The sequence below is a fragment of the Streptococcus sp. E17BB genome, from assembly GCF_041807725.1.
Classification (GTDB): domain Bacteria; phylum Bacillota; class Bacilli; order Lactobacillales; family Streptococcaceae; genus Streptococcus; species Streptococcus entericus.
The window spans coordinates 1-24,518 of sequence record NZ_JBGTZC010000031.1; the positions used below are offsets into that span (position 1 = coordinate 1).

Consider the following 24,518-nt stretch of genomic DNA (forward strand, 5'->3'; position numbering starts at 1 on the left):
CTTTCTAATGAGTTGTTTAAGCACTTTTCATTGTAGGTCATATGGAACTTTTTTTCTACACTCAAAAGGCTCTATAATCTCCATGGTGGATTTACCCACTACAGAAATTATAGAGCCTCTTTTTTCATATTACTAGCTGTTTAATTTTTCACTATTTGAATATGTGTATGAATCAAAACTTTGTCTATCTGTTGTGTTCATCGAAAATATGCTATAATTATAGAGAAACTTTGAAATGGAGGAAAGGAATGAAGATTTTAGAGACTGATGTTCGTCATGTGGCAAAGTTATCTAAACTAGCTTTTACTGATGAAGAAACAAAAAACTTTGCAATGACTCTGTCTAAAATTGTTGATATGGTAGAGTTACTAAAAGAAGTTGATACCACTGATGTGCCATCGACCACCACTATGGCCGAGACTAGAAATGTCATGCGTGACGATGTGGCAGAGAAGGGCTGGAATCGTGAAGAGCTCTTCAAAAATGTACCGAGCCACGAGAACAATTTAATCAAGGTTCCAGCTATGCTGGACGGTGGAGGTGACGCTTAATGACCTTTAATCACAAGACAATAGATGACTTACATGATCTCTTGGTCAAGAAAGAAATTTCTGCCCTTGAGTTGACCCAAGCAACCTTTGAAGACATCAAGAGTCGGGAAGAGGCAACAGGTGCCTTTCTCAGTCTCAATGAGGAAAAGGCGCTAGCGGCCGCTCGCCGTCTGGACGAGCAAGGCATTGATGCCACTAACGTCATGGCTGCCATCCCTGTAGCGGTCAAGGACAATATTTCTACCAAGGGAATACTCACGACAGCGGCCTCCAAAATGCTGGAGAATTATGAGCCGATTTTTGATGCCACAGCCGTTGAGAACCTCTATGCTAAGGATATGATTGTCATCGGGAAGACCAATATGGATGAGTTTGCTATGGGAGGGTCTAACGAGAACTCTGCCTTCAAGCCTGCCAAAAACGCTTGGGACCAGACCAAGGTAGCTGGAGGGTCATCTGGTGGTTCCGCGACAGCTGTGGCTTCTGGTCAGGTGCGCTTATCGCTGGGTTCTGATACGGGAGGCTCTATTCGCCAGCCAGCGGCCTTTAATGGAGTGGTCGGTATGAAGCCTTCCTACGGTCGTGTTTCTCGTTATGGTCTGATTGCCTTTGGGTCTTCGCTGGATCAAATTGGGCCATTTGCACCAACGGTCAAGGAAAATGCTCAGTTGCTCAACGTGATTGCTAGTCATGACAAGCGTGATGCCACATCAACAGCTAAGGGACTCAGCGATTTTACAGCCATTATCGGACGAGACATTAAGGGGATGAAAATTGCTCTGCCTAAGGAGTATCTGGGAGAAGGCATTTCACCAGCCATTAAAGAAAATATTCTGACTGCAGCCAAGCACTTTGAAAGTCTGGGGGCTATCGTGGAAGACGTCAGCCTACCTCATAGCAAGTATGGTGTGGCAGTCTACTACATCATCGCCTCCTCTGAGGCTTCTAGTAACCTTCAACGGTTTGATGGCATCCGATACGGTTATCGCACGCCTGAGGTGACCAACCTTGAGGAGCTTTATGTTAAATCGCGGAGCGAAGGGTTCGGTGAGGAAGTGAAGCGTCGAATTATGCTGGGCACCTTTAGCCTGTCATCAGGTTACTATGATGCCTACTTCAAAAAGGCTGGTCAGGTGCGAACCTTAATTATCCGTGATTTTGAGCAGGTCTTCGCAGATTATGACTTGATTTTGGGACCGACAGCTCCTGATGTGGCTTATGGCTTAGGTACACAAAATCACGACCCTGTGGCCATGTACCTGGCTGACTTGTTAACTATTCCAGTCAACCTGGCAGGTCTGCCAGCCATTTCCATTCCGTCAGGTTTTGTGGACGGTTTGCCTGTCGGTCTGCAACTGATTGGGCCTAAATACAGCGAAGCCCTGATTTACCAAGCGGCTGCAGCCTTTGAAGCAACAACTGACCACCACACCAAGCAGCCGGTGATTTTTGGAGGTGACGCCTAATGAATTTTGAAACCATTATCGGACTAGAAGTCCACGTCGAATTGAACACCAATTCCAAGATTTTCTCGCCCTCGTCTGCGCATTTTGGGCAAGAGCCAAATGCCAACACCAACGTGATTGACTGGTCCTTCCCTGGAGTGCTTCCTGTCATGAACAAGGGCGTCATTGATGCAGGGATCAAGGCAGCTCTAGCGCTCAACATGCAGATTCATCAGGTCATGCACTTTGACCGCAAGAATTACTTCTACCCTGATAACCCCAAGGCCTACCAAATTTCTCAGTTTGATGAGCCAATTGGCTATAACGGCTGGATTGAGATTGAACTGGAGGACGGCTCAACCAAGAAAATCCGTGTCGAGCGTGCCCATCTGGAAGAAGATGCTGGGAAAAATACCCACGGGATAGACGGCTATTCCTATGTTGACCTCAACCGTCAGGGTGTGCCTTTGATTGAGATTGTGTCTGAGGCGGATATGCGTAGCCCTGAGGAGGCCTATGCTTACCTGACTGCCCTCAAGGAGATTATCCAGTACACGGGCATTTCTGATGTCAAGATGGAAGAAGGCTCCATGCGGGTGGATGCCAACATTTCCCTGCGCCCTTATGGTCAGGAAAAATTCGGCACCAAGACCGAGCTCAAAAACCTCAACTCCTTCAACTTTGTCCGTAAGGGTTTGCAGTTTGAAATTGAACGCCAGGCCAAAGTCCTCCGTTCAGGTGGTGAGATTCGTCAGGAAACCCGCCGTTATGATGAGGCCAGTGGTGAAACTATCCTCATGCGGGTCAAAGAAGGCTCCGCCGACTACCGCTACTTCCCTGAGCCTGACCTGCCGATTTACGAGATTAACGACGCTTGGATTGAGGCTATGCGCAAGGAACTCCCTGAGTTTCCAAACGCTCGCAGGGCTCGCTACATAGCAGAGCTGGGGCTGACCGCCTACGATGCTGGTCAGTTGACAGCGACTAAGGTAACCTCTGATTTCTTTGAACAGGCTGTCGCTATTGGTGGTAATGCTAAGTTGGTCTCCAACTGGCTTCAGAGCGATGTTGCTCAATACCTCAACACTGAGCAAACCACTCTGGATAAGATTGCCTTGACCCCAGACAATTTGGTTGAGATGTTGACCTTAATCGACGATGGCACCATTTCCTCAAAAATCGCCAAAAAAGTCTTCGTCCATCTGGCTAAAAACGGCGGCTCAGCTAAAACCTACGTTGAGCAAGCAGGTTTGGTGCAGATTTCTGACCCAGCCGTCTTGATTCCGATTATTCACGAGGTCTTTGCCCAGCAGGAAAAAGCCGTCGCAGACTTCAAGTCAGGCAAGCGCAACGCCGACAAGGCCTTTACAGGCTTCCTCATGAAAGCTACCAAAGGTCAAGCCAACCCACAAGTGGCTCAAGAACTCTTGGCTCAGGAATTGCAGAAGTTGTTGGATTAGTAAATAAAAAGATTGTAGATTTTCTTATCTTCAATCTTTTTGTTTTTTATCAAGTGAGTTATAAAGCAGAACGCCTTGGGCATTGAGATGATTAATTAAAAAAAGTTAAATTTGACAAGATTTTTAAAGGAGTTTTTCGAATAAATAAGTGAGAGCAATGAGCCTCAAAAAAGTTATTGATAAGGAGATGTCTGATGACAGCATTATCTAAATCTTTTTATAGTTACTTGTTTTCTCTCGAAGAGAAATATCAAAAAACCATTGAAAACCGTTGGGTTTGGATAGTTGTTGGCCTTGTTGTTTTGGCGGCAATTGGGTGGTATGCTTGGTATTGTACAAGTCGTGGTCGAAGTTTTGCATTTAATGTAAAATTTAATTGGCCACGATCAGGTCAAATGGGAGTGGCTTGTAACTAGATTAATTAAAAAGCTCAGGGACGCATAGTCCCTTGAGTTTATTGTGAGGATATCAAATGTTGGAAATAAGAAATCTATCGAAGCGCTTTGGACAAAAACAGGTTATTGATGATTTAAATACCATCTTCCCCTCCAACGGCGTTTATATTATTGTTGGTACAAATGGTTGTGGAAAAACAACCTTTATGAATATGGTAACGAATTTACTCAAGCCAGATTCTGGAACCTTAATCTATGAGGGACATGACGTTGGTACAAGGGAATATAAAAAATCAATTTTCTATATTCCCTCTGATTTCTATTTACCAGAATATTTGACAGCGAATGAGTATCTTCAAATGATGCTTGCCTATTACCCTAAAGCCAGCATGGATCAGGTTGATTTTTTGTTCGATGTGCTTGATTTAGAAGAAAGTCGCTACCAATTACTAGAAACTTTCTCGTTCGGAATGAAGAAAAAAATTCAATTGTTGACAGCTATTGCTGCTGGAACAGACTATGTTTTTGCAGATGAATTATTTGGCGGGTTAGATTTTGATACGGTCATCTTAGTCCAAGAATTGCTAAAAGAATTACAATTAACAAGGGCGTTTGTGCTTGTTTCACATGACCTCAATACACTCCTGTCTTTTCCACGAAATATTTATATTATGAGTTGCGGAAAACTGTCTAAATTTGAAGGAAAAGTCGAAATGATTGCTGAAGCAATTAAAGGTACAGGAGGTTTAGATGCAAAATTACAGAACATTCGCCAACAGTTTTCATCTCATCAAATTATATCTTAGGGATTCTTTACAAGGACTTTTGAGGCAGTCTTTTTTGAAGAACACCAAGAGTCGCTATGCTATTTTATTAGCATCAATGTTAGCTTATTTAGTTTATTTTTATATAAATGCTGTGGAATATTCGAAACTGTCACATATTGGGCAGCAATATAGCTTTGAAGAGCTGAAGACAATTATTTTAGTATCTATTAGTAGCTATAATAATTTGGCCGTCATAGCTGGTCTGTTTATTTTTCTGTTTATAAACACAACCGTTAAACTGACTCCAAGTTCGCTATTTATGTCCAAGGTATTACCATTTCATGAGAAGGAAGTTTATTTATCAGTAAAATGGTTTAAGCTTGGAATGGCTCTATGTTGTTTTGAATTCTTTTTCATTATTTTAATACCAGGGCTCAGTTTATTACGCTCTCCATTAGCTGCGATTTGCTTGTTTTTTTCCACACACTGTTTCTTTTTAAGTTCCTACTTGCTGTCAAATTGGATTTATATCTTGTCCCTTAAATACCTTCCATTATCGGCAAAAAGCAATCACTTGTTGATAACGATAACTTATTTTATCTGTGCGTTAATTTGCTCATTTTCTCTTAGGTTTCAAATTGACAGTTATTTAGCTAAACGCTCATTGTCCCCAGAGATGCTAGCCAGTGCTTCCTTGTTGGTATCTGTAGTGAGCCTAGTCTTACTGTCTGTTCTTGATAGAACACAACTTGATCTTGTTTTCTTAAAGCAATCCTTTCTGAAAGTTCCGCCCTTAGCTTTTTTGAAAAGACGGGTGAAGTGGGCTAGTTTAGCCATTATTCGGACAAAATTTTTCTTGTATAGTCTGTTATTGATCCTGTTCATCGGTTGTTATGCCTGGTTTAGTGATGGTATGGAGTTAGCGGCTCATCATCTTATTAATTTTTGGCCATTTTTGAGTATTGCTTTTGTTTATTATGCTGATTCAACACTGAAACACCGAACGATTTATACTCATTTAGGAATAGAAACTAAAGAGGAAGTTATCACACTAGTCACAGCAATACTGGTCTTTCAATTTCCAACGGCTTTGCTTTCAATTTATCTGAAAATGCCCCCAGTTGCTTTCCTACAAGGAGTGACACTTAGTCTAGCTAGTTTGGTTATTGGATTTTTATTTCCTCGTTCAACAAGCAGTAGCAATGAGATGGTCTCTTTGTTGTTAATTGTTCTTGTTGTGATATTGATGTTATTGATGATTAGCTTTCCTCTATCCTTGCTTCCGATAGCAGGATTGCTACTGATATTATTAATCTATGTGATTAAAAAAGAAACGGAGAATAGATGATGAAAAACTATTTACAACAAGTAGTGTATGCTAGTTTGATTTGGTTAATGGCGTTTATGATGACCTCTGGGATGACTTTATTTCGGCTTTATAACGACACTCAAGAGACTATTATGGGGTTGAGAATTCAAAATATTGATACCCCAGAGACTTTAACAAACTTCTTTTCTGTGACACAACGATTTTATATAGTCTATTTAGCAGTAGTATCTATTTGGTTGGTTGTTTACACCCTGATTCGGTATTTGAAGAAAAAATGATGGCATTATTCTTGACCGTTATCACCACGCTGTGTTTTTCAGTAATTCTGCATGAATTTTTGCATTGGCTAGTTGCTGTCAGCCTGGGGTATCGTCCAATACTCAAATGGATTTTCTTTGCTCCTGCCATTTGCTATCCAAATCAGCAAAATCATTGGCATAATTTATGTATTGCTGGTTTAGCACCTTTGAGTTTAGTGGTTCTTGGGAAATTTATTCCAGCTTATAATTTATTTAGTTTTTTATTGAAACTATTTTTTCTCGCAAATTTATTTAATTTATTACCGTTTACCAATGATGGTGAAGTTATTTTATTGTCGTTATATCACATTTGGAGGAGAACAAATGAGAAAAAGCTTGATTAGTTTGGTCGTGTTTGTGCTATCATTAGTTGCTGTCACGTTAGTGGCGTTTAAACAGCCAGTAAGTTATGGAGAACGGTATGGAAGTGAGCAGGTGTTTGTTAAGTTGGAAACTTCTGATATTATTCAGAAAATCCAAAGTAAGGAAGCTGGTTTGTACTATTTTGGGTTTGAAACATGTCCATGGTGTAGGGAGTTAAAACCTGTTCTAATGGAAGAGCTTAGTTTATCAAATCAGGTTGCTTATAACATTGATACCAAATCTGAGAATTTTTCCGAGGATGTGAAACAAGTTGTGTCAGATATCTATATTGAACATTTTGATGGTGATAGACTTTATGTTCCCTTTTTAATAGCTATTAATAGCCAGGGAGAGTTCAAAGTACACACCGGAACTGTTGAGGGACATAATGCGAAGCAAGAGAAGATGAGTGATGAGGAAATTGAAAAATTAAGGCAGGATTTGAAAGGTTTAATTAATCATCTGGAGCAATAATGCTCTTTCAAAAATAGAATAAATGATGTTGTAACAATGTGGTTGTTCTAAAAGCAGATATGGGAAAGATCAAGCCAACCCAACCCACAAGTGGCTTAGGAATTGCAGAAGTTGTTGGATTAAACAAGCCCCATAGAACTGGTATAAATATGCTAAGTTAAACGAAAAACTAGAACTGTTTGTATCATAAGTTCTAGTTTTTTTATTTATCCAAAAGCTTCAATAGCAGCAATCAATGTCAATTTGTCGTCGTTAACCAAGTCCCGACCGTAATGGTCCAAAAAAGTATCGCTATATTGGTCTGTTCCCAGGTTATAGTTGAGCGACCAGATGGCCCAGTAGAGGTTGATGTGGCGGTCGGATAGACCAGCCAACCCCAAGTCAATCAGGGCGGTTAAGTTGAGCTGGTCATCAAAGAGGACATTTGGCAGGCAGTAATCCCCATGAATCAGGGCATCAGCCTGCAAGAGGTCTTGCTGCTCTGCCATGAGGGCGTAAGCCTCTTCACGGCAACTAATGCCAAATCGAGTCAGGACGGTCAAGGTAGGCGTGGGCAGGTTGCCCGTCGCCAGCTCTGGTCAGCAGGTAATCGCGGTCGTCAGTAATATAAAGTACGACTTCTACACCCAGTCCTTGCTGGAAGAACCAATCCGCCCACTGGGCTTCACGGGCCAGTGCGTTTGGGGAGTCCACCTTTAAAAAATAGCCTGTACTCAATGCCCAGACAGTGGCAGTTGAGCGAGAACTGCAGTCCTGAACGTTTGCTCCTGCCAGGTAGGGGGCGAGGACTTTGGGGAAATCATGTGGATTTAAGTTGGTCATGGCGGTCTCCTTTTCTGCCATTATACCACGTTTTCCGTGGTATTTACTAGGACAAAGTGGTACAATAAACCTATGATATTACGAGAAAAACAACGCTTTCCCTTGAAAATCAAGCGGATGGGGATTAACGGTGAAGGAATTGGGTTTTACAAGAAAACCTTGGTCTTTGTCAAGGGTGCCCTGAAAGGTGAGGAGGTTTATTGTCAGGTCACACAGGTGCAGAAAAATTCCAGCCCAGAGGCTATGAGGCTTACGACATTCGCCCGACCATCGGCATGGACAAGCCTGTTCACTACCGTGCCAAGTTGCAGTTTCAGACCCGTTCTTTTGGTGGTTCGATCAAGGCGGGACTTTATGCTGAGGGTAGTCACCGCTTGATTGACATCAAGGACTGTCTAGTGCAGGATAAGCTGACGCAGGACATTATCAACAGCACGGTTCAGCTACTGGACAAGCACAAGGTGCCCATCTACAATGAGCGCAAAGTCGCAGGGGTGCGGACGGTCATGGTGCGTCGGGCAGTAGCGACCGATCAGGTTCAGATGATTTTTGTCACCAGCAAGGCGGTCAGACTGACAGGGGTGATTAGGGATTTGACCACCGCCTACCCAGAAATCAAGACCGTAGCAATCAACCTCAACACCAGCAAATCCAGCGAGATTTATGGCGAGCAGACAGAGATTGTCTGGGGGCAGGAGACCATTCAGGAAGAGGTGTTGGACTACGGCTTTGCCCTGTCTCCTCGGGCCTTTTACCAGCTCAATCCCCAGCAAACCAATGTCCTCTATGGTGAAGCAGTGAAGGCCTTAGATGTGACGGCGGACGATGACTTGATCGACGCTTACTGTGGGGTTGGGACGATTGGATTTGCCTTTGCGGATAAGGTGAGAAGCGTCTGTGGCATGGACATTGTCCCAGAAGCCATCGCAGATGCTAGGCAAAATGCAGCAGCCATGGGCTTTGACAACACCTACTACGAAGCGGGCAAGGCAGAGGACATCATTCCGAAGTGGTATGCGTCAGGCTACCGTGCCACAGCCCTCGTCGTCGACCCACCGAGAACTGGCTTGGATGACAGGCTTCTTGATACCGTGCTCCGCTATGCCCCTGAAAAAATGGTCTACGTCTCCTGTAATGTCTCGACCTTGGCGCGTGACTTGGTCAAGCTGAGCGAGGTCTACGAGGTCAAGTATATCCAGTCCGTCGATATGTTTCCTCATACTGCACGGACCGAGGCGGTGGTGAAACTGGTTCGCAGGTAGTCCACTCGTTATTCTTGTTTCTTGAGCCCGGGCTTCAACAGTTATTAGGATTGTTGCACTTCTGCATACCACTAGGACTGAGGCGGTGGTGAAACTACAACTAAGGGCTTTTTAAAAATCTATGATTTTAAGCTCTTTTTCAGGTATTTTGCAGTTGTAGATGGTGGTCTTTGAAGACTTTAAAGTCCCCAAAAGGATCTTGATGAGGATATTTTTACCTTGCCTGCCTGTGGAAGACAAGATAATCAAGTGATTAGGTAAATGAGAGAACATAAGTGTTCTCATTTTTTAACTGAGAGAACATTTTATTTCAGCATTTTATACATGTCCTATAGAAAAATAGCACACCAAATTCGAGTTTTTGAAGGGGATTGTCTATATTTTTTTTCGAGTGAGTATCTTATACTGAATATGTCAAGCGAAATAAGTTAGAAAGGAGTTACGAATGGGAACCTCACTTGTCTTCATGTTTTCAGTTTTTGTAGCTGGGATCTTATCTTTCTTTTCTCCCTGCATCTTTCCGCTTTTGCCCGTCTATCTGGGGATTTTGCTGGATGAGAGCAAGGAGCGAACAGTTTCCCTCTTTGGTTTTTCTATTAACTGGTACAGCTTGCTCAAGACCGTAGCCTTTATGGCTGGTTTGTCTTCTGTTTTTCTGTTACTAGGTTTTGGTGCAGCCAGTCTGGGAAGTCTGTTCAACAGCCCAACTTTCAGAGTGGTCATGGGGCTGATCATTATTGTTCTTGGGCTCCACCAGATGGAATGGATTAACATTGCTAGCCTGCAAAAACAGAAACAGCTTCGCTTTAATTTCCAAACTAAAAAAGGTGTCTTGTCAGCATTTTTATTGGGCTTAACCTTTAGCTTTGGCTGGACCCCTTGTGTTGGCCCTGTGCTAGGCTCTGTTCTAGGATTGGCTGCTTCAGGCGGAGGCAGTTCGGTACAAGGGGGGCTTTTGCTTCTGGTTTATACACTGGGTTTGTCTTTGCCATTTCTACTCATCACTTTGTCAAGCTCTGCCCTTGTCAAACAGTTTAATAAACTAAAACCACACATGGTCACCATGAAAAAGGTCGGTGGAGCCTTGATTATCCTAATGGGAATTATCCTCGTTTTAGGAAAGGTCGATGCCATTACTGCATTTTTCGAAACAATTTTTAACTAACTATTTTACATAAAGGAGTACACATATCATGAAAAAATTACAAACAGTCGCTATCTTACTTGCTTGCGGTACTTTCTTAGCAGCTTGCTCACCCCAGCCTAAATCTGATAATAAAAAGACAGACGAGTCCTCTATGATGGAGAAAAAGGACAAGATGTCCGACGACAAAATGAAAAACGACAACATGTCAGATGATAACATGAAAGACGACAAGATGTCAGATGACAAGATGTCTGATGACAAAATGTCCGATGACAACATGAAAGATGATAAGATGTCAGACGATAAAATGTCCGATGACAAGATGGAAGACGACAAGATGTCAGATGGAGAAAAGAATTAAGGGAGGACGTTTATGAAAAAACTCCAACTACTGACAATCGCTTTAGCTTGTACAGGCTTGTTAGCAGCCTGCTCTATGCAAATAAAAACAGATAATCAAAAGGCAGAAACAGCTAAAATGGCAGACAAACAAGATGATCAACAGATGAATGATGGCAAAGAAGCGTCCGATTTTAGTTTGATGGGTGTGGATGGAAAAACCTATACTTTGTCAGATTTTAAGGGGAAAAAAGTTTATCTCAAGTTTTGGGCATCATGGTGTCCTATCTGCTTAGCTGGATTAGAAGAAGTCGATGGCTTAGCTAAGGATGCACCGGCAGACACGGTCATTCTCTCAGTTGTTTCTCCTAATAAAAAAGGCGAACAATCAGAAGAAGAGTTTAAGAAATGGTACAAAGAACTTGGGCACAAGAACTTGCCAGTCCTCTTAGATCCAAGTGGAAAACTGATTGAAGAATACGGTGTTCGTGTCTATCCGACCTCGGCGTTCATTGGGAGCGATGGTGTTGTTGCAAAGGTGATGCCTGGTCATATGGAGAAAACAGAAATTGTTCAAACGCTTGAAACGATTAAATAATAAAGAAATGGAGGTCAGTGTATGCAACCTCAACTGAAATCATTTTTAGTAGGAGTGACTATTTTAGGGCTCATTGTCTTATCGGCTTTTATCTTTCTGAAGGTGGGGTCAAAGACCGATAGTGAGAAGATGAGTACAGCTCCAACTGCCAAGCAAATAAGTACAGAACGTCAATTAAAGGATACGTCTAAGGTGGCCCCTGAAAATCTAAAGGAAATTTATCTGGCAGGAGGGTGCTTTTGGGGAGTGGAAGCCTACTTTGAACGGGTAGATGGAGTGGTAGATGTCACGGTTGGCTATGCTAACGGTAAGAGTGATACCACCAACTATAAGTTAATTGGTCAGACAGGGCATGCAGAGACTGTTCACATTCAGTACGACAAGAGTGAAATCACTTTGCGTGACTTGCTCCTGCATTACTTCCGTATCATTGATCCAACAAGCAAAAATAAGCAAGGCAATGATGTCGGAAGTCAATACCGAACAGGTATCTACTATACAGATAAAGAGGATGCGCCGATCATCAAACAAGCCTTAAACGAACTAAGTCAGAAATTTGACAAGCCTATCGTGGTTGAGAATGTACCACTTGATCACTATGTCTTAGCAGAAGACTATCATCAAGATTACCTCAAGAAAAATCCAAATGGCTACTGTCATATCAATGTCAATGATGCGGTTTACCCTGTCATCGATGAAAGTAAATATAAAAAGCCAAGTGATGAAGAAATTAAGGAAAAATTAACCAAGGAAGAGTACGATGTCACCCAAAACAATGCTACAGAGAGAGCCTTCTCCAATCGTTATTGGGATCAGTTTGAAGATGGTATTTATGTGGATGTTGTGACAGGAGAACCCCTCTTTTCTTCCAAGGATAAGTTTGAATCAGGCTGTGGTTGGCCAAGTTTCTCTCGACCTATTAGCCCAGATGTCGCTCGTTATAAAGAAGATACAAGCTACAATATGACACGGACGGAAGTACGGAGTCGCGTTGGGGATTCCCACCTAGGGCATGTCTTTACAGATGGACCAGAAGATAAGGGAGGTCTTCGCTACTGTATCAATAGCTTATCGATTAGATTTATCCCGAAAGCAGAGATGGAAGCTAAAGGATATGGTTACCTCCTAGCCTATGTCTAGTCTTTCTGTTATAATAAGGACAAAGCGAACAAAAGAAGGTGAAGACCATTTATTCTATACTGATAGTAGAAGACGAATACCTTGTTCGACAAGGTATTTGTTCTTTGATTGATTTTAAAAAATTTCAAATTGACCGTGTCGCTGAGGCAGAAGATGGCCGCAAGGCTTGGGAACTCTTCCAAGACCAGCCATTTGATATCGTCTTGACAGACATCAATATGCCCAAAATGAACGGAATTCAATTAGCGCAATTGATTAAAGAAGAGCGCCCAGCCTGTCATCTTGTTTTTTTGACAGGCTATGATGAGTTTGACTATGCTCTTTCTGCACTCAAGCTAGGCGCAGATGACTATCTACTCAAGCCCTTTAGTAAGGCAGATGTGGAAGGCATTTTATCAAAAATCCAAGATAAGCTAGATCAAGATGTAAAAAAAGAAAAGCTGGAAAAGTACATCAGGCAAGAAGACTATTCGGACTTGCAGAAAAAGATTCGCGACCATTTAGGTGACAGCGATTTTTCGCTCAAGCATCTGGCAGATGACCTAGGCTTTAGCCCCAATTATCTTAGCGTCCTCATCAAGAAGGACGTGGGGATGAGTTTTCAGGATTATCTCAACCAAGAACGAATGCGACAAGCGAAATTCTTATTGTTGACAACCGATTTAAAAATTTATGAAATTGCTGAAAAAGTTGGCTTTTGGGATATCAATTATTTCTCTCAACGCTTCAAGCAGACAGTTGGTGTGACACCGCGACAATTTCGGAAAGGAGAAGGTGAATGAGAAAACATTCCTTGGCAGTGCAATTATTTCTCTATAGTTTTTTAGTGATGATGGCTCTCCTTGGGGTGGTCGGAACCTTCTATTACCAGACGAGTTCTACTGAAATTGGGCATCTGATCGAGCAGAAAACGCGCGATAGTTTGCAGCAGAGTGGCTCATTCATTACTTCCTATCTGAACAAGCTAAAGCAGACAACCAATAGTTTGGCAGGGAATCGGTTACTGAAAGAGTATATTGCTCATCCTGATGAAGATCACAAAGAGGCGTTGCTCTTTTTGATGAATAGCTTGCTTATGGGAGATGTTGATTTGGTCTCTGCCGTCTTAGTGACCAAAGAAGGTCAGGTGGTTTCGACAGATAGCCAGCTCACCATGAAAACTTCTAGTGATATGATGGCGGAATCTTGGTATCAAGCAGCCATTGACCAGAAAGCCATGCCTGTTTTGACCCCTGCTCATAAGGAATCTCTGACCCAAAAGGGAGAACAATGGGTTATTTCGATTACACGAGAGATTGAGGACAGCGAGGGCAACAATAAGGGGGTACTACGACTGGATATTGACTATAGTAGGTTAGAAAACTATTTGGACCAGCTAACATTAGGCGATACAGGTTTCGCTTTTATTGTCAATTCTCAGAAAGAGTTTGTCTATCATCCAAAAAAAGAAGTCTATTCCTCTAAGGAGGAGATGGATGCGATGCAGCCATACTTGGTGGTGGAAAATGGCTATACCTCTTCAAAAAAAGAATTCGTCTATCAGATTGAAATTCCAGACAGCCAGTGGACCTTGGTTGGGGTATCGTCTCTTGATGAACTTCACATGGTTCGTCATCAAATCCTATACGCCTTTTTGGGAGCAGGCTTGGTTGCCCTCTTGATTTCTGGCTTGGGTTCAGCTTTGGTCATTCGTATCTGGTTAAAACCGATTCGTGACTTGCAGGAGGTTATTTTGGCAGTCGGGCAGGGGCAGTCACACCTGCGTGCCAAGGAAGTGGGAACGGCTGAACTGTTAGATTTGTCGCGCTATTTCAATAAAATGCTGGATCAAATTGACGCGCTCATGGCTTCTGTCAAGCAACAAGAGCAGGATATTCGGGAGTATGAGCTGGTGGCATTAGCCAGTCAAATCAACCCTCATTTCCTCTACAATACGCTAGATACAATTGTTTGGATGACGGAATTCAATGACCGCAAGCGCGTGGTGGAAATTACCAAGGCATTGGCAAAATATTTTCGCATAGCTCTCAATAATGGCAATGAGCAAATTTGTCTTAAGGATGAGATGGAACATGTCCGTCAGTATCTCTTTATTCAAAAGCAGCGCTATGGCCATAAGCTCAACTATGAACTCCATGAATTGTCAGCCTATGCAGACTATCAAGTACCCAAGTTAATTTTACAGCCGATTGTCGAAAATGCCATTTACCATGGTATCAAGGAAGTCGAGCGTGGTGGGCTGATTGAAGTTACTGTTAGTGAAACAGCAGAGCACCTACGCATTGACATTCGTGATAACGGTAAAGGGATGGATAGTCAAAATAAGGCAACGGGGACAACAAAAACCGTCCATCAAGGAGGAGTTGGTCTTAAAAATGTCGATCAGCGCCTAGCTCTGCAATTTGGCAAGGACTACCACATGGAAATTACCTCTGAAAAAGACCACTTTACACAGGTTAGCCTCTTTTTGCCCAAGCGAGTCAAAGAACTATAATTTTTAAATGTTCAGCATGCTCTTTCTTTCCAATCATGTTCTAAAGGATAGAAAAAAGATCGAATTGAAATTTTAGAAGCTCTTCCTTTTACGTCCTGATTTTTAAGTTCAGGCTGAGATAAAAATGTTACTATCGCCATTTAATCAAGGCTCGGTGGTTGAGGGGTTCAGGACGGGAAAACCTGAGAAGGGCACAGCAACTCACCCCTATGCGGAGGTGGGAGTGAATCGTCTGGTAGACTGTCTCCCCATCTCATCCACCATTACAGCGGCTAACAGAGCTCTCTGCACCTTCTTAGAAAGTGTCTTCAAGTGACGTGAGTTGTCGCAGTTACTGAACATGGGCGTCAGGAAAATTAAGTTGTCCTTGCTTAGCTGGGGATTGGTAGCTGATGACTCAACGTCTGATCGACAAGGAACGCCAAAAAGAGTCACATGACATCGGAAAAGAACTGGACATTGGACTTGCGATGACGTTGACGATACTGGTATCCATCTTGATGGTTGTAGATCTTATCCACAGGTCATCTGTTTACTTTCTGAAATTCAGGCTTGTGACAAAAGATATTTCTTTGAAACGAGGTATCAAAAAGATAATCACAAATTCACAAAAAATACTTGCTAAACGAATCTAGACATGCTATAATAAGTTTACGGGAGTCTGTGAACAGGCTGAGAGGCAACTGGTAGTTGCGACCGCACCTGATCTGGGTCATGCCAGCGTAGGGAAGAAATCACTTGGATTTTTTGCGTGTTCAAACTAACCTCCCGTATCATGGATATAGGAGGTTTTTTGTGTGTTAAATGCCAGTATCGCCCTGCAAATCCTACCCCTGGGGACACATGAACGCTTGGCGACGATTGATCGGGTGATCGCTTATCTCAAGAGCCGTCACCCAGATGTGGTTGTGACGCCCTTTGAGACGGTCATCGAGGGGGACTATGAGGAGTTGATGGCGACCCTCAAAGGAGCGATTGAACTAGCTGGTAAGGACTGTGACAATGTCTTTGCCAATGTGAAAATCAATTACGGAAGGATTTTAAGTATTGCAGAAAAAATCAACCAGTATATTTGACCGCTGGGTAAGTTTTTTGACCATCATCGGTCTCTTGGTGGTCTGGCAACTAGCGGGTGAGCTGGGCTGGCTTCCCAAGTTTATCTTGCCGACACCCCTTCAGATCCTGCAAGCCTTTGTGCGAAACAGTGACCAGCTGATGTTTCACACCAAGGTGACCTTGCTGGAAGCGGTGGTGGGCTTGAGTTATGGGGTGGTCATCGCCTGCTTGCTGGCCCTTGTCATGGATGCCTTTCCCCTTTTTCACAAGGCCATTTATCCGCTTTTGGTCATCACCCAGACCGTGCCAACCATTGCGCTTGCACCGATACTGGTGCTGTGGCTGGGCTATGGCATGGCGCCCAAGATTGTCCTGATTGTCCTGACCACGACCTTTCCTATCGTGGTGGCGATTTTGGATGGCTTTCGCCAAGCAGATGAGGATACCATCCAGCTGCTGAGGCTGATGAATGCTAGTAAGTGGCAGATTCTCTGGCATGTGAAAATCCCGACCAGCCTTAGTTATTTTTATGCGGGCTTGCGGGTCAGCGTGTCCTATGCCTTTATCGCAGCGGTCGTGTCTGAGTGGTTGGGTGGCTTTGAGGGGCTGGGGGTCTACATGATTCGGACCAAAAAGCTTTTTCAGTACGATACCATGTTTGCGATTATCCTCTTGACCTCTCTGGTCAGCCTTGGCTCTATGCAGCTGGTTAAGTGGAGCGAAAAATACCTTATGAAATGGAAATACATTGGAGAAAAGAAATGAAAAAACTGCTTACTGCCCTTGTGGGCTTTATCGGAACCCTCTGTTTAGTGGCTTGCTCGTCTGGGAATGAGGCTGCTCAGTCGGATCTCAAGAAGGTAGATTTTATCCTCGACTGGATACCCAACACCAATCACACAGGTCTCTATGTAGCTAAGGAGCTCGGCTATTTCGACGAAGTCGGTATCGACCTCGACATCAAGCTGCCGCCAGAAGACAGCTCGTCTGACCTTATCATTAACAACAAGGCGCCGTTTGGCATTTACTTCCAAGACAGCATGGCCAATAAGCTGTCCAAAGGTGCTCCGATAACGGCTGTTGCTGCCATCATCGAGCACAACACTTCTGGTGTCATCTCAACAAAAAAAGCAGGTGCTGCAGAGCCCAAAGACATGGTTGGCAAGAAGTATGGCACATGGAATGATCCGATTGAGCTGGCCATGATTGAGACGCTTTTGAAGAAGCAGGGGGCGGATGTCAAGTCCGTGGAGCTAGTGCCAAACACCGACAGCAATTCCATCACAGCTATGGAAAATGGCGTTTTTGACATGGCCTGGATTTTCTACGCCTGGGACGGTGTCTTGGCAGAAAGTCAAGGGGTTCAGACTAACTTCTTCTACCTGAAAGACTATGCCGCAGAGCTGGACTACTATACGCCTGTCATCATCGCCAACAATGATTATCTGGAGAAACATCCAGAGGAAGCCAAAAAAGTCCTTTCTGCCATCAAAAAAGGCTATCAATATGCCATGGACAACCCAGAAGAAGCTGCTAAAATCCTCATCAAGCATGTCCCAGAATTGGAAGGGCAAGAAGACTTTATCATCGCTTCCCAAGAGTATTTGGCTGGTCAATACGCAACCGACAAAAGCAAGTGGGGCTACATCTCGCCTGACCGCTGGAATGCCTTCTACAGCTGGGTCAATGACAACAAGCTGACCGAAACCCCGCTCAAGGCTGACCAAGGCTTCAGCAACGACTACCTCGACTGATGAGTATGCTAAACGTAACAGGCGTCTCCCACGCCTACGGTAAGCAAGCAGTGCTGGCAGACATTGACTTGACGGTCGAACGAGGAGAGATTGTTGCTCTCATCGGCACTAGCGGTGTTGGCAAGACCACTCTTTTTAACCTGATTGCAGGGATTGAAGCTCTACAAAAGGGGGAGATAAGAATCGATGGGAGCAGGGATTTTGTCGGCAAGGTCAGCTACATGCTTCAAAAAGACCTGCTCCTAGAGCACAAGACGGTTCTGAAAAATGTCGCCCTGCCTCTCATTATCAAAGGCGTCAAAAAAGCAGAAGCCTACGATGAAGCCAGACAACTCTTGGAGCGGTTTGGTCTACTGAACTACCAAGACCGCTACCCGCAGGAATTGAGCGGTGGTATGCGACAGCGGGTGGCGCTGCTTCGCACCTACCTCTTCAAGCACAAACTTTTCTTGTTGGACGAGGCGTTTTCTGCCCTTGATGCCCTGACCAAGCGGGAGCTTCATGGTTGGTATCTGGACACCCAGCGTGAGCTGGGGCTGTCGACCCTCCTTATCACCCACGACATTGATGAAGCTCTGACGCTCAGCGACCGCATCTATGTCCTACGTCCTCGTCCCGGTCGGGTCATGGCAGAGCTGACCATCGAGCGAGACGACGGACAGCTACCAGCTGATAGACACTTGGCTTACAAAGAGCAAATTTTGCAGGTCTTGGGATTTGACAGATGAACCAATTCTATGATTGCCACACGCATGTCGCGTCTTTGGAGGATTTGAAATTTTATCAGACATACGGCATCACTCCCTGCCTTAATGTATCTAGTCTGGCAGAATATGAGACGATCACACAGTGGCAGGCTGATTTGGCAAATCAGTCTGGGCATCTGCTACCAGTTGTCCTCAGTGTTGGCTGCCATCCTTGGCGAGCTGACCGATTTGAGCAAGATTTTGAGAACCAGTACGAAGAACTGATCAAACAAGCAACGCTAGTGGGTGAGATTGGGCTCGATAGGGTCTGGACTGATTTACCATTGTCTGTGCAGGAGCGCCGCTTCTTGCAGTCTCTTGAGTTGGCGGTTAAGCATCAGAAACCTATCCTCCTTCATACCAAGGGCCGTGAAGAGGATATCCTCAGCCTCTTACAAGGGATTGACGTTCCTATTATTGTGCATTGGTACAGTTGTAGGGTCTATGTGGCAGATTATCTGGCCTTGGGGGCTTATTTTACCATCGGGCCTGCGATCTTAACAGACCCTGTCGTTCAGGCGTTGGTGCGTGAAGTAGCACTGGAGAGGCTGTTGTTAGAGAGCGATGGCAGAGTGGCACTTGACTGGCTGGTTGCTAAACAGCTGTCTTATCAGGAAATGAGAGATTTGATTGTGGCTACCGTTGAGACCATAGCCAGACTAAAACAGATCTCTGTCGTTCAGGTACAAAGGCAGCTCGCCCAAAACGCCTATCAGCTCTTGATGACTTAATCTATGACCACCTTGTCAAAGCAATCTTTGGCAAGGTTTTTTATCATGTGCTATCATTTGGCGACGACAAGAGGATAAATTATGGTAAAATAGGAATACTAAACACGATAAGAACCGCAGAGAGGAGAATGCGATGTCAGATTTATTTCGACAGTTGATGAGCCAGATTGCCCTGCCTGATGAGGTGATGGCGACATCGGTTTTTCAGACTGGGCAGATTGCCAGCGTTCAGGTGCATAGCCAGAGCCGTCGCTGGGATTTTAGTCTTCGGTTTGACCAGTTGCTGCCTGTGGCGCATTACCGCACCCTGCGTCAACTGCTGGAGACAACCTTTGCTCAAGCAGACATTGGGGTATCTTTAGAGATTTTGGTCAATGAGCCGAGCTTCTCAGCAGCTGTTTTGGAGGCTTATTATCGCGAGGCTTTTGCTTTTTCTCCCTGTAATCATGCTAGCTTTCGCGCAGCCTTTGCACAGTTAGCTGTCCGCCATGAGGACGACCAGCTGGTGATTGAAACCCCTGAGTTTCTGTCGCTAGCACATTTTCAGGACAAGCATCTGCCCAATCTTGTTCAGCAGTTGGAAGACTTTGGCTTTCCAAAATTGACTGTTCGCCTTGAGCCCTGTGCTAAGACCACAGAAGCACTGGTCAGCTCCTTTGAGACCAGCCGTGAGGAGCTAATCAACCAAGCTGCTAGCTCTGCTATTGCCGCCCAAAAATCCCTAGAAGCTAGCGTGCCTCCGCCTGAAGAAGTCAAGCCTGCCTTTGACTTTAAGGAGCGCGCCAAGACCCGTCAAGCAGGCTTTGAAAAAGCAGAGATCACGCCCATGATTGAGGCGTTGGAGATGGAGGGCGAGCGCCCTGTCTTTGAAGGGGTGGTCTTTGATGTGGAGAAGAAAACCACACGGACCGGTCGCCACATCATCAATTTCAAGATGACCGACTACACCTCCAGTTTTGCCCTGCAAAAATGGGCTAAGGACGATGAGGAACTCAAAAAATACGATATGGTAACAAAAGGGGCCTGGCTCCGTGTCCGCGGGCAAATCGAGAACAACCCCTACACCCGTAGCCTGACCATGAATGTGCAAGATGTCAAAACCATCGTCCATCATGAGCGCAAGGACTTAATGCCAGAGGGGGAGAAGCGGGTCGAGTTCCACGCTCACACCAACATGTCCACCATGGATGCCCTACCAACTGTTGAGGACTTGATTGCGACTGCTGCCAAGTGGGGGCACAAGGCGATTGCCATCACCGACCACGGTAATGTACAGAGTTTCCCCCACGGCTACCATGCTGGCCGTAAAAACGGCATCAAGGTCATCTACGGTCTCGAAGCCAATATCGTTGAGGACAAGGTGCCCATCACCTATAATGACGCTGATGTTGACCTCCACGAAGCGACCTATGTCGTTTTTGACGTGGAGACGACAGGACTATCTGCCGTTCACAATAAATTGATCCAAATCGCAGCTTCCAAGATGTACAAGGGTAATATCGTTGAACAGTTTGACGAGTTCATTGATCCTGGTCATCCCTTGTCTGCCTTTACCACTGAGCTGACGGGGATTACTGACAACCACATTCGAGGGGCTAAGCCGATTGAGCAGGTCTTAGCTGAGTTTCAGGCCTTCTGTGAGGGCTCTGTCATCGTCGCCCACAATGCCACCTTTGACGTGGGCTTTATGGATGCCAACTACGAACGTTACGGTTTCCCACTCATCAGCCAGCCAGTGATTGACACGCTGGAATTTGCCCGTAATCTCTACCCAGACTACAAGCGTCACGGTTTAGCAGCTTTGACCAAACGGTTTGGGGTGTCTCTGGAACATCACCACATGGCCAACTACGATGCCGAGGCGACAGGACGGTTGCTCTTTATCTTCCTAGCGGAGGTCAGAGAAAAGCATGGCTTGACTAATCTCCTTGAGCTCAATACCAAGCTGGTGGCAGAGGATTCCTACAAGAAAGCTAAGGTCAAGCATGCCACGGTCTACGTGACCAACCAAGTCGGGCTGAAAAATATCTTTAAGCTCGTCAGTTTATCCAACGTCAAGTATTTTGATGGCGTAGCGCGGATTCCTAGGACGGTTTTGGATGAGCACCGCGAGGGGCTGATACTGGGCACGGCTTGCTCGGAAGGCGAGGTCTTTGACACCCTGCTCTCCCAAGGGAAGGAGGCTACCCTCAAGGTTGCTGGCTATTACGACTTTATCGAGGTGATGCCACCTGCGCTTTACGCCCCCTTGGTTGCCAAGGATAATATCAAGGATATGGCAGCGGTTGAGGAGCTGATCCGAGACCTGATTGACATCGGTCGTCAGTTGGACAAGCCAGTCCTTGCGACAGGTAACGTTCATTACCTCGAACCTGAACACGAGATTTACCGTGAAATCATCGTCCGCAGTCTGGGGCAGGGGGCTCAGATTAACTGGACGATTGGTCGTGGTGAGAATGCCCAGCCTGCTCCCCTGCCTAAGGCTCATTTCCGCACCACCAACGAGATGTTGGACGAGTTTGCCTTTTTGGGCAATGAGCTGGCGCGGGAGATTGTTATCACCGCTCCAAACGCCTTGTTAGATCGATTTGAAGAGGTCGAAGTGGTCAAAAAAGACCTCTATACCCCTTACATCGAAAAGGCTGAGGAAACCGTTGCTGAGTTGACTTATCAAAAGGCTTTTGAAATTTATGGCAATCCCCTGCCAGATATTATTGATTTACGGATTGAAAAGGAGCTAACCTCCATTCTAGGTAACGGTTTTGCCGTGATTTACCTGGCCTCCCAGATGTTGGTGAACCGCTCCAACGAGCGAGGCTATCTGGTCGGATCGCGGGGCTCGGTTGGATCAAGTTTTGTCGCCACTATGATTGGCATCACCGAGGTCAACCCCATGCCGCCCCACTATGTTTGCCCGAACTGTCAGAAGTCTGAATTTATCACCGACGGTTCTTACGGATCAGGCTATGACTTGCCCAATAAGGACTGTCCAGATTGTGGCACTCGGTATAAAAAGGATGGTCAGGATATTCCCTTTGAAACCTTCCTTGGGTTTGATGGCGACAAGGTGCCTGATATTGATTTGAACTTCTCAGGAGATGATCAGCCGTCTGCCCACAACGACGTGCGGGATATTTTTGGTGACGATTATGCCTTTCGTGCAGGAACAGTGGGTACGGTAGCGGATAAGACGGCCTACGGCTTTGTCCGTGGATATGAGCGCGACTATGGCAAATTTTACCCTGAAGCTGAGGTTGATCGCCTGTCCAAAGGGGCAGCTGGAGTCAAACGAACGACAGGTCAGCACCCTGGAGGTATCGTTGTTATCCCAGACTACATGGATGTCTATGACTTTACCCCTGTGCAGTACCCAGCTGATGATGTCACGGCTAGCTGGAAAACCACTCACTTCAACTTCCACGATATTGATGAGAACGTGCTCAAGCTCGATGTGCTGGGGCACGATGACCCGACCATGGTGCGTAAACTCCAAGACCTGTCAGGGATTGACCCTAAGGATATTCCTGCTGACGACCCAGGGGTTATGGCCCTCTTTTCTGGGACGGAGATTTTGGGAGTAACCCCAGAGCAGATTGGGACAGCGACAGGGATGCTTGGCATTCCAGAGTTTGGGACAAACTTTGTTCGAGGGATGGTGGATGAGACCCATCCAACCACCTTTGCTGAGCTGCTCCAGCTATCTGGTCTTTCCCATGGAACGGACGTTTGGCTGGGTAATGCCCAAGACTTGATTAAGGAGGGCATTGCTACCCTAAAAACCGTTATCGGTTGTCGGGACGACATCATGGTTTACCTCATGCACGCCGGACTTGAGCCCAAGATGGCCTTTAACATCATGGAGCGGGTACGTAAAGGAGCTTGGCTGAAAATTTCTGAGGAGGAGCGCAACGGTTATATCCAAGCCATGCGTGATAACAATGTGCCTGACTGGTACATCGAATCCTGTGGAAAAATCAAGTATATGTTCCCTAAAGCTCACGCAGCAGCCTATGTGCTCATGGCGCTCCGAGTGGCCTATTTCAAGGTGCATCACCCGCTTTATTACTACTGTGCTTATTTCTCCATCCGTGCCAAGGCTTTTGAACTTAAGACCATGTCAGGTGGCCTCGAAGCTGTCAAGGCGCGCATGGCGGATATTCAAGAAAAGAAGAAAAATAATGAGGCCAGCAATGTAGAAAATGACCTGTTCACCACCTTGGAGCTGGTTAATGAAATGCTGGAGCGCGGCTTTACTTTTGGCAAACTCGATCTTTATAAGAGCGATGCCATCGAGTTCCAGATTGAAGGAGATATCTTAATTCCGCCATTTGTCGCCCTTGAGGGCCTGGGGGAGAACGTTGCTAAACAGCTGGTTGCGGCGCGTGCCGAAGGGGAATTTCTCTCCAAAACTGAACTCCGTAAACGCGGTGGTTTATCATCAACGCTGGTGGATAAGATGACTGAGATGGGGATTCTGGCAGGTTTGCCAGAGGATAACCAGCTTAGTCTGTTTGATGATTTACTTTAAAAAAGAAGGATACGAATGAAAAAGAAAAATATACTTGTTGAGTTCTAAAAGGAATTGGAGTGGTGATCTTATCAACACTTTTATGGGTTCTCATCTTTTCCTTTGCCTCACCTGTAGAGTCAGAGACAGTTGTCGAACCCTTTCCGGGATTCTTTGTTGGTGCAGGTCTTGTGACCAGCTTAATCTGGCATATGGTGTCACAATATAACCAAATTCGGCGCACCGAGCAAGCAGCAAAAGCTAGTAAAAGCCATATTAAGATCATCGAAGAACGTAACGAAGCTTTGTTAGATAAGGCCAACCGCTTTGTTGATAAGCATCAAGGTCTTGAAAAAGAAACCATTCTTGATTTGAATAAATCAGTTTCTAAAGTCCGTAGGTCTGAAGAAAAAACGGTGATGAAATCTAGTAAAGTGGAGACGTCTGAAGAGTTTGGACAATTTTTACGAGGCATGCCAGAACTTTTGGCCAACAAAAATGTGGAACGACTCTTGCAGGAAATTTTTGAGACAGAGAACAATCTTGCCCAGTGGAAACTCTCTTACAACTACCAAGTAGAGGAGTATAACACAGCTATTCATCAGTTTCCAATTAGTATCATTACTAAGCTGGTTGGCTTGAAGGATATGGAATTTTACAAGGAAAAACCAGTAGCCGATTTTACAGATGAAATGCTAGGGATTTAAACTATCTGGCTCTTTGTCAACTGTAGTGGGTTGACCCACTTAACACCGAGAGAGGACAGTTCTTGTCTTCTCTCGTTTTATGTTTATGGCAATGAAAATGCGAGTTTTGTCTTTTCAAAGTTTCTGAAACC

The 24,518-nt window shown here is 44.9% G+C and carries 23 protein-coding genes, 2 pseudogenes and 1 riboswitch; of the genes and pseudogenes, 24 read left to right on the forward strand and 1 reads right to left on the reverse strand.

Features of this window, described 5'->3' with window-relative positions:
- Positions 1 to 248: 248 nt before the first annotated feature.
- The 9 genes from gatC (at position 249) to ACERC7_RS08100 (ending at position 7,084) form a co-directional block, all read left to right on the forward strand.
- On the forward strand, positions 249 to 551 hold the full coding sequence (gene gatC, locus ACERC7_RS08060) for an Asp-tRNA(Asn)/Glu-tRNA(Gln) amidotransferase subunit GatC (protein ID WP_373659278.1): 303 nt from the start codon (positions 249 to 251) through the stop codon (positions 549 to 551).
- Positions 551 to 2,017 (forward strand): Asp-tRNA(Asn)/Glu-tRNA(Gln) amidotransferase subunit GatA, encoded by a 1,467-nt coding sequence (gatA, locus tag ACERC7_RS08065; RefSeq protein WP_373666650.1) that lies wholly within the window; start codon positions 551 to 553, stop codon positions 2,015 to 2,017. The genes gatC and gatA overlap by 1 nt, the downstream gene beginning before the upstream one ends.
- Positions 2,017 to 3,456: an Asp-tRNA(Asn)/Glu-tRNA(Gln) amidotransferase subunit GatB gene (gene gatB, locus ACERC7_RS08070; RefSeq protein ID WP_373666651.1), complete on the forward strand. Its 1,440-nt coding sequence runs from the start codon at positions 2,017 to 2,019 to the stop codon at positions 3,454 to 3,456. Before gatA ends, gatB begins: the two co-directional genes overlap by 1 nt.
- A gap of 194 nt (positions 3,457 to 3,650) precedes the next feature.
- Positions 3,651 to 3,872: a hypothetical protein gene (locus ACERC7_RS08075; RefSeq protein WP_373659281.1), complete on the forward strand. Its 222-nt coding sequence runs from the start codon at positions 3,651 to 3,653 to the stop codon at positions 3,870 to 3,872.
- A gap of 56 nt (positions 3,873 to 3,928) precedes the next feature.
- A complete protein-coding gene (locus ACERC7_RS08080) occupies positions 3,929 to 4,657 on the forward strand; it encodes an ATP-binding cassette domain-containing protein (RefSeq protein WP_373659282.1) in 729 nt (242 codons plus the stop codon).
- On the forward strand, positions 4,602 to 5,966 hold the full coding sequence (locus ACERC7_RS08085) for a hypothetical protein (protein WP_373666652.1): 1,365 nt from the start codon (positions 4,602 to 4,604) through the stop codon (positions 5,964 to 5,966). The genes ACERC7_RS08080 and ACERC7_RS08085 overlap by 56 nt, the downstream gene beginning before the upstream one ends.
- Complete coding sequence (locus ACERC7_RS08090; protein ID WP_373659284.1) at positions 5,963 to 6,226, forward strand: hypothetical protein; 264 nt, start codon at positions 5,963 to 5,965, stop codon at positions 6,224 to 6,226. Before ACERC7_RS08085 ends, ACERC7_RS08090 begins: the two co-directional genes overlap by 4 nt.
- Positions 6,223 to 6,591 (forward strand): hypothetical protein, encoded by a 369-nt coding sequence (locus ACERC7_RS08095; protein WP_373666653.1) that lies wholly within the window; start codon positions 6,223 to 6,225, stop codon positions 6,589 to 6,591. The genes ACERC7_RS08090 and ACERC7_RS08095 overlap by 4 nt, the downstream gene beginning before the upstream one ends.
- The gene (locus ACERC7_RS08100; RefSeq protein WP_373659286.1) at positions 6,572 to 7,084 is read left to right on the forward strand and encodes a transporter accessory protein; all 513 of its coding nucleotides are present in this window, start codon (positions 6,572 to 6,574) and stop codon (positions 7,082 to 7,084) included. The genes ACERC7_RS08095 and ACERC7_RS08100 overlap by 20 nt, the downstream gene beginning before the upstream one ends.
- Positions 7,085 to 7,290: 206 nt before the next feature.
- Here the strand turns inward: ACERC7_RS08100 and ACERC7_RS08105 are convergent.
- Positions 7,291 to 7,930, reverse strand: a pseudogene (locus ACERC7_RS08105) (phosphotransferase).
- A 48-nt stretch (positions 7,931 to 7,978) separates the two neighbouring features.
- Here ACERC7_RS08105 and rlmD point away from each other — a divergent pair.
- The 15 genes and pseudogenes from rlmD (at position 7,979) to ACERC7_RS08180 (ending at position 24,387) form a co-directional block, all read left to right on the forward strand.
- Positions 7,979 to 9,168, forward strand: a pseudogene (gene rlmD / locus ACERC7_RS08110) (23S rRNA (uracil(1939)-C(5))-methyltransferase RlmD).
- A 445-nt stretch (positions 9,169 to 9,613) separates the two neighbouring features.
- Complete coding sequence (ccdA2, locus tag ACERC7_RS08115; protein ID WP_373659287.1) at positions 9,614 to 10,333, forward strand: thiol-disulfide oxidoreductase-associated membrane protein CcdA2; 720 nt, start codon at positions 9,614 to 9,616, stop codon at positions 10,331 to 10,333.
- Between the two features lie 28 nt (positions 10,334 to 10,361).
- Positions 10,362 to 10,676 carry a hypothetical protein gene (locus ACERC7_RS08120; protein ID WP_373666654.1) on the forward strand — a complete coding sequence of 105 codons (315 nt, stop codon included), beginning with the start codon at positions 10,362 to 10,364 and terminating at the stop codon, positions 10,674 to 10,676.
- Between the two features lie 12 nt (positions 10,677 to 10,688).
- Complete coding sequence (locus tag ACERC7_RS08125; protein WP_373666655.1) at positions 10,689 to 11,252, forward strand: redoxin family protein; 564 nt, start codon at positions 10,689 to 10,691, stop codon at positions 11,250 to 11,252.
- Positions 11,253 to 11,273: 21 nt separating this feature from the next.
- Entirely contained in the window at positions 11,274 to 12,392 is a 1,119-nt protein-coding gene (gene msrB / locus ACERC7_RS08130) for a peptide-methionine (R)-S-oxide reductase MsrB (RefSeq protein ID WP_373659290.1), read from the forward strand.
- 47 nt (positions 12,393 to 12,439) lie between these two features.
- Positions 12,440 to 13,174, forward strand: coding sequence for a response regulator (locus tag ACERC7_RS08135; RefSeq protein ID WP_373659300.1), 735 nt, complete (start codon positions 12,440 to 12,442; stop codon positions 13,172 to 13,174).
- Positions 13,171 to 14,886 carry a sensor histidine kinase gene (locus ACERC7_RS08140; protein ID WP_373666656.1) on the forward strand — a complete coding sequence of 572 codons (1,716 nt, stop codon included), beginning with the start codon at positions 13,171 to 13,173 and terminating at the stop codon, positions 14,884 to 14,886. Before ACERC7_RS08135 ends, ACERC7_RS08140 begins: the two co-directional genes overlap by 4 nt.
- 392 nt (positions 14,887 to 15,278) lie before the next feature.
- Positions 15,279 to 15,521 carry a hypothetical protein gene (locus ACERC7_RS08145; RefSeq protein WP_373666657.1) on the forward strand — a complete coding sequence of 81 codons (243 nt, stop codon included), beginning with the start codon at positions 15,279 to 15,281 and terminating at the stop codon, positions 15,519 to 15,521.
- Between the two features lie 8 nt (positions 15,522 to 15,529).
- A riboswitch (TPP riboswitch) is annotated at positions 15,530 to 15,632 on the forward strand.
- Positions 15,633 to 15,683: 51 nt separating this feature from the next.
- Positions 15,684 to 15,962, forward strand: coding sequence for an MTH1187 family thiamine-binding protein (locus ACERC7_RS08150; RefSeq protein WP_373666658.1), 279 nt, complete (start codon positions 15,684 to 15,686; stop codon positions 15,960 to 15,962).
- Positions 15,934 to 16,707, forward strand: coding sequence for an ABC transporter permease (locus tag ACERC7_RS08155; protein ID WP_373666659.1), 774 nt, complete (start codon positions 15,934 to 15,936; stop codon positions 16,705 to 16,707). Before ACERC7_RS08150 ends, ACERC7_RS08155 begins: the two co-directional genes overlap by 29 nt.
- Positions 16,704 to 17,696, forward strand: coding sequence for an ABC transporter substrate-binding protein (locus tag ACERC7_RS08160; protein ID WP_373659295.1), 993 nt, complete (start codon positions 16,704 to 16,706; stop codon positions 17,694 to 17,696). Before ACERC7_RS08155 ends, ACERC7_RS08160 begins: the two co-directional genes overlap by 4 nt.
- Positions 17,696 to 18,424 carry an ABC transporter ATP-binding protein gene (locus ACERC7_RS08165; RefSeq protein ID WP_373659296.1) on the forward strand — a complete coding sequence of 243 codons (729 nt, stop codon included), beginning with the start codon at positions 17,696 to 17,698 and terminating at the stop codon, positions 18,422 to 18,424. Before ACERC7_RS08160 ends, ACERC7_RS08165 begins: the two co-directional genes overlap by 1 nt.
- Positions 18,421 to 19,173, forward strand: coding sequence for a TatD family hydrolase (locus ACERC7_RS08170; RefSeq protein ID WP_373666660.1), 753 nt, complete (start codon positions 18,421 to 18,423; stop codon positions 19,171 to 19,173). The genes ACERC7_RS08165 and ACERC7_RS08170 overlap by 4 nt, the downstream gene beginning before the upstream one ends.
- Before the next feature lie 133 nt (positions 19,174 to 19,306).
- Positions 19,307 to 23,701, forward strand: a complete 4,395-nt coding sequence (locus ACERC7_RS08175; RefSeq protein WP_373666661.1) for a PolC-type DNA polymerase III — start codon at positions 19,307 to 19,309, stop codon at positions 23,699 to 23,701.
- 59 nt (positions 23,702 to 23,760) lie between these two features.
- Positions 23,761 to 24,387, forward strand: coding sequence for a LemA family protein (locus ACERC7_RS08180; protein ID WP_373660516.1), 627 nt, complete (start codon positions 23,761 to 23,763; stop codon positions 24,385 to 24,387).
- Positions 24,388 to 24,518 lie beyond the last annotated feature (131 nt).

Coding starts and splice junctions, on each gene's coding strand:
- ACERC7_RS08165 (WP_373659296.1), top strand. CDS start 17,696: ATGAGTATGCTAAACGTAACAGGCGTCTCCCACGCCTACGGTAAGCAA.
- ACERC7_RS08090 (WP_373659284.1), top strand. CDS start 5,963: ATGATGAAAAACTATTTACAACAAGTAGTGTATGCTAGTTTGATTTGG.
- gatA (WP_373666650.1), top strand. CDS start 551: ATGACCTTTAATCACAAGACAATAGATGACTTACATGATCTCTTGGTC.
- ACERC7_RS08075 (WP_373659281.1), top strand. CDS start 3,651: ATGACAGCATTATCTAAATCTTTTTATAGTTACTTGTTTTCTCTCGAA.
- gatC (WP_373659278.1), top strand. CDS start 249: ATGAAGATTTTAGAGACTGATGTTCGTCATGTGGCAAAGTTATCTAAA.
- ACERC7_RS08120 (WP_373666654.1), top strand. CDS start 10,362: ATGAAAAAATTACAAACAGTCGCTATCTTACTTGCTTGCGGTACTTTC.
- ACERC7_RS08100 (WP_373659286.1), top strand. CDS start 6,572: ATGAGAAAAAGCTTGATTAGTTTGGTCGTGTTTGTGCTATCATTAGTT.
- ccdA2 (WP_373659287.1), top strand. CDS start 9,614: ATGGGAACCTCACTTGTCTTCATGTTTTCAGTTTTTGTAGCTGGGATC.
- ACERC7_RS08095 (WP_373666653.1), top strand. CDS start 6,223: ATGATGGCATTATTCTTGACCGTTATCACCACGCTGTGTTTTTCAGTA.
- msrB (WP_373659290.1), top strand. CDS start 11,274: ATGCAACCTCAACTGAAATCATTTTTAGTAGGAGTGACTATTTTAGGG.
- ACERC7_RS08175 (WP_373666661.1), top strand. CDS start 19,307: ATGTCAGATTTATTTCGACAGTTGATGAGCCAGATTGCCCTGCCTGAT.
- ACERC7_RS08145 (WP_373666657.1), top strand. CDS start 15,279: ATGACTCAACGTCTGATCGACAAGGAACGCCAAAAAGAGTCACATGAC.
- ACERC7_RS08085 (WP_373666652.1), top strand. CDS start 4,602: ATGCAAAATTACAGAACATTCGCCAACAGTTTTCATCTCATCAAATTA.
- ACERC7_RS08125 (WP_373666655.1), top strand. CDS start 10,689: ATGAAAAAACTCCAACTACTGACAATCGCTTTAGCTTGTACAGGCTTG.
- ACERC7_RS08140 (WP_373666656.1), top strand. CDS start 13,171: ATGAGAAAACATTCCTTGGCAGTGCAATTATTTCTCTATAGTTTTTTA.
- gatB (WP_373666651.1), top strand. CDS start 2,017: ATGAATTTTGAAACCATTATCGGACTAGAAGTCCACGTCGAATTGAAC.
- ACERC7_RS08170 (WP_373666660.1), top strand. CDS start 18,421: ATGAACCAATTCTATGATTGCCACACGCATGTCGCGTCTTTGGAGGAT.
- ACERC7_RS08080 (WP_373659282.1), top strand. CDS start 3,929: ATGTTGGAAATAAGAAATCTATCGAAGCGCTTTGGACAAAAACAGGTT.
- ACERC7_RS08160 (WP_373659295.1), top strand. CDS start 16,704: ATGAAAAAACTGCTTACTGCCCTTGTGGGCTTTATCGGAACCCTCTGT.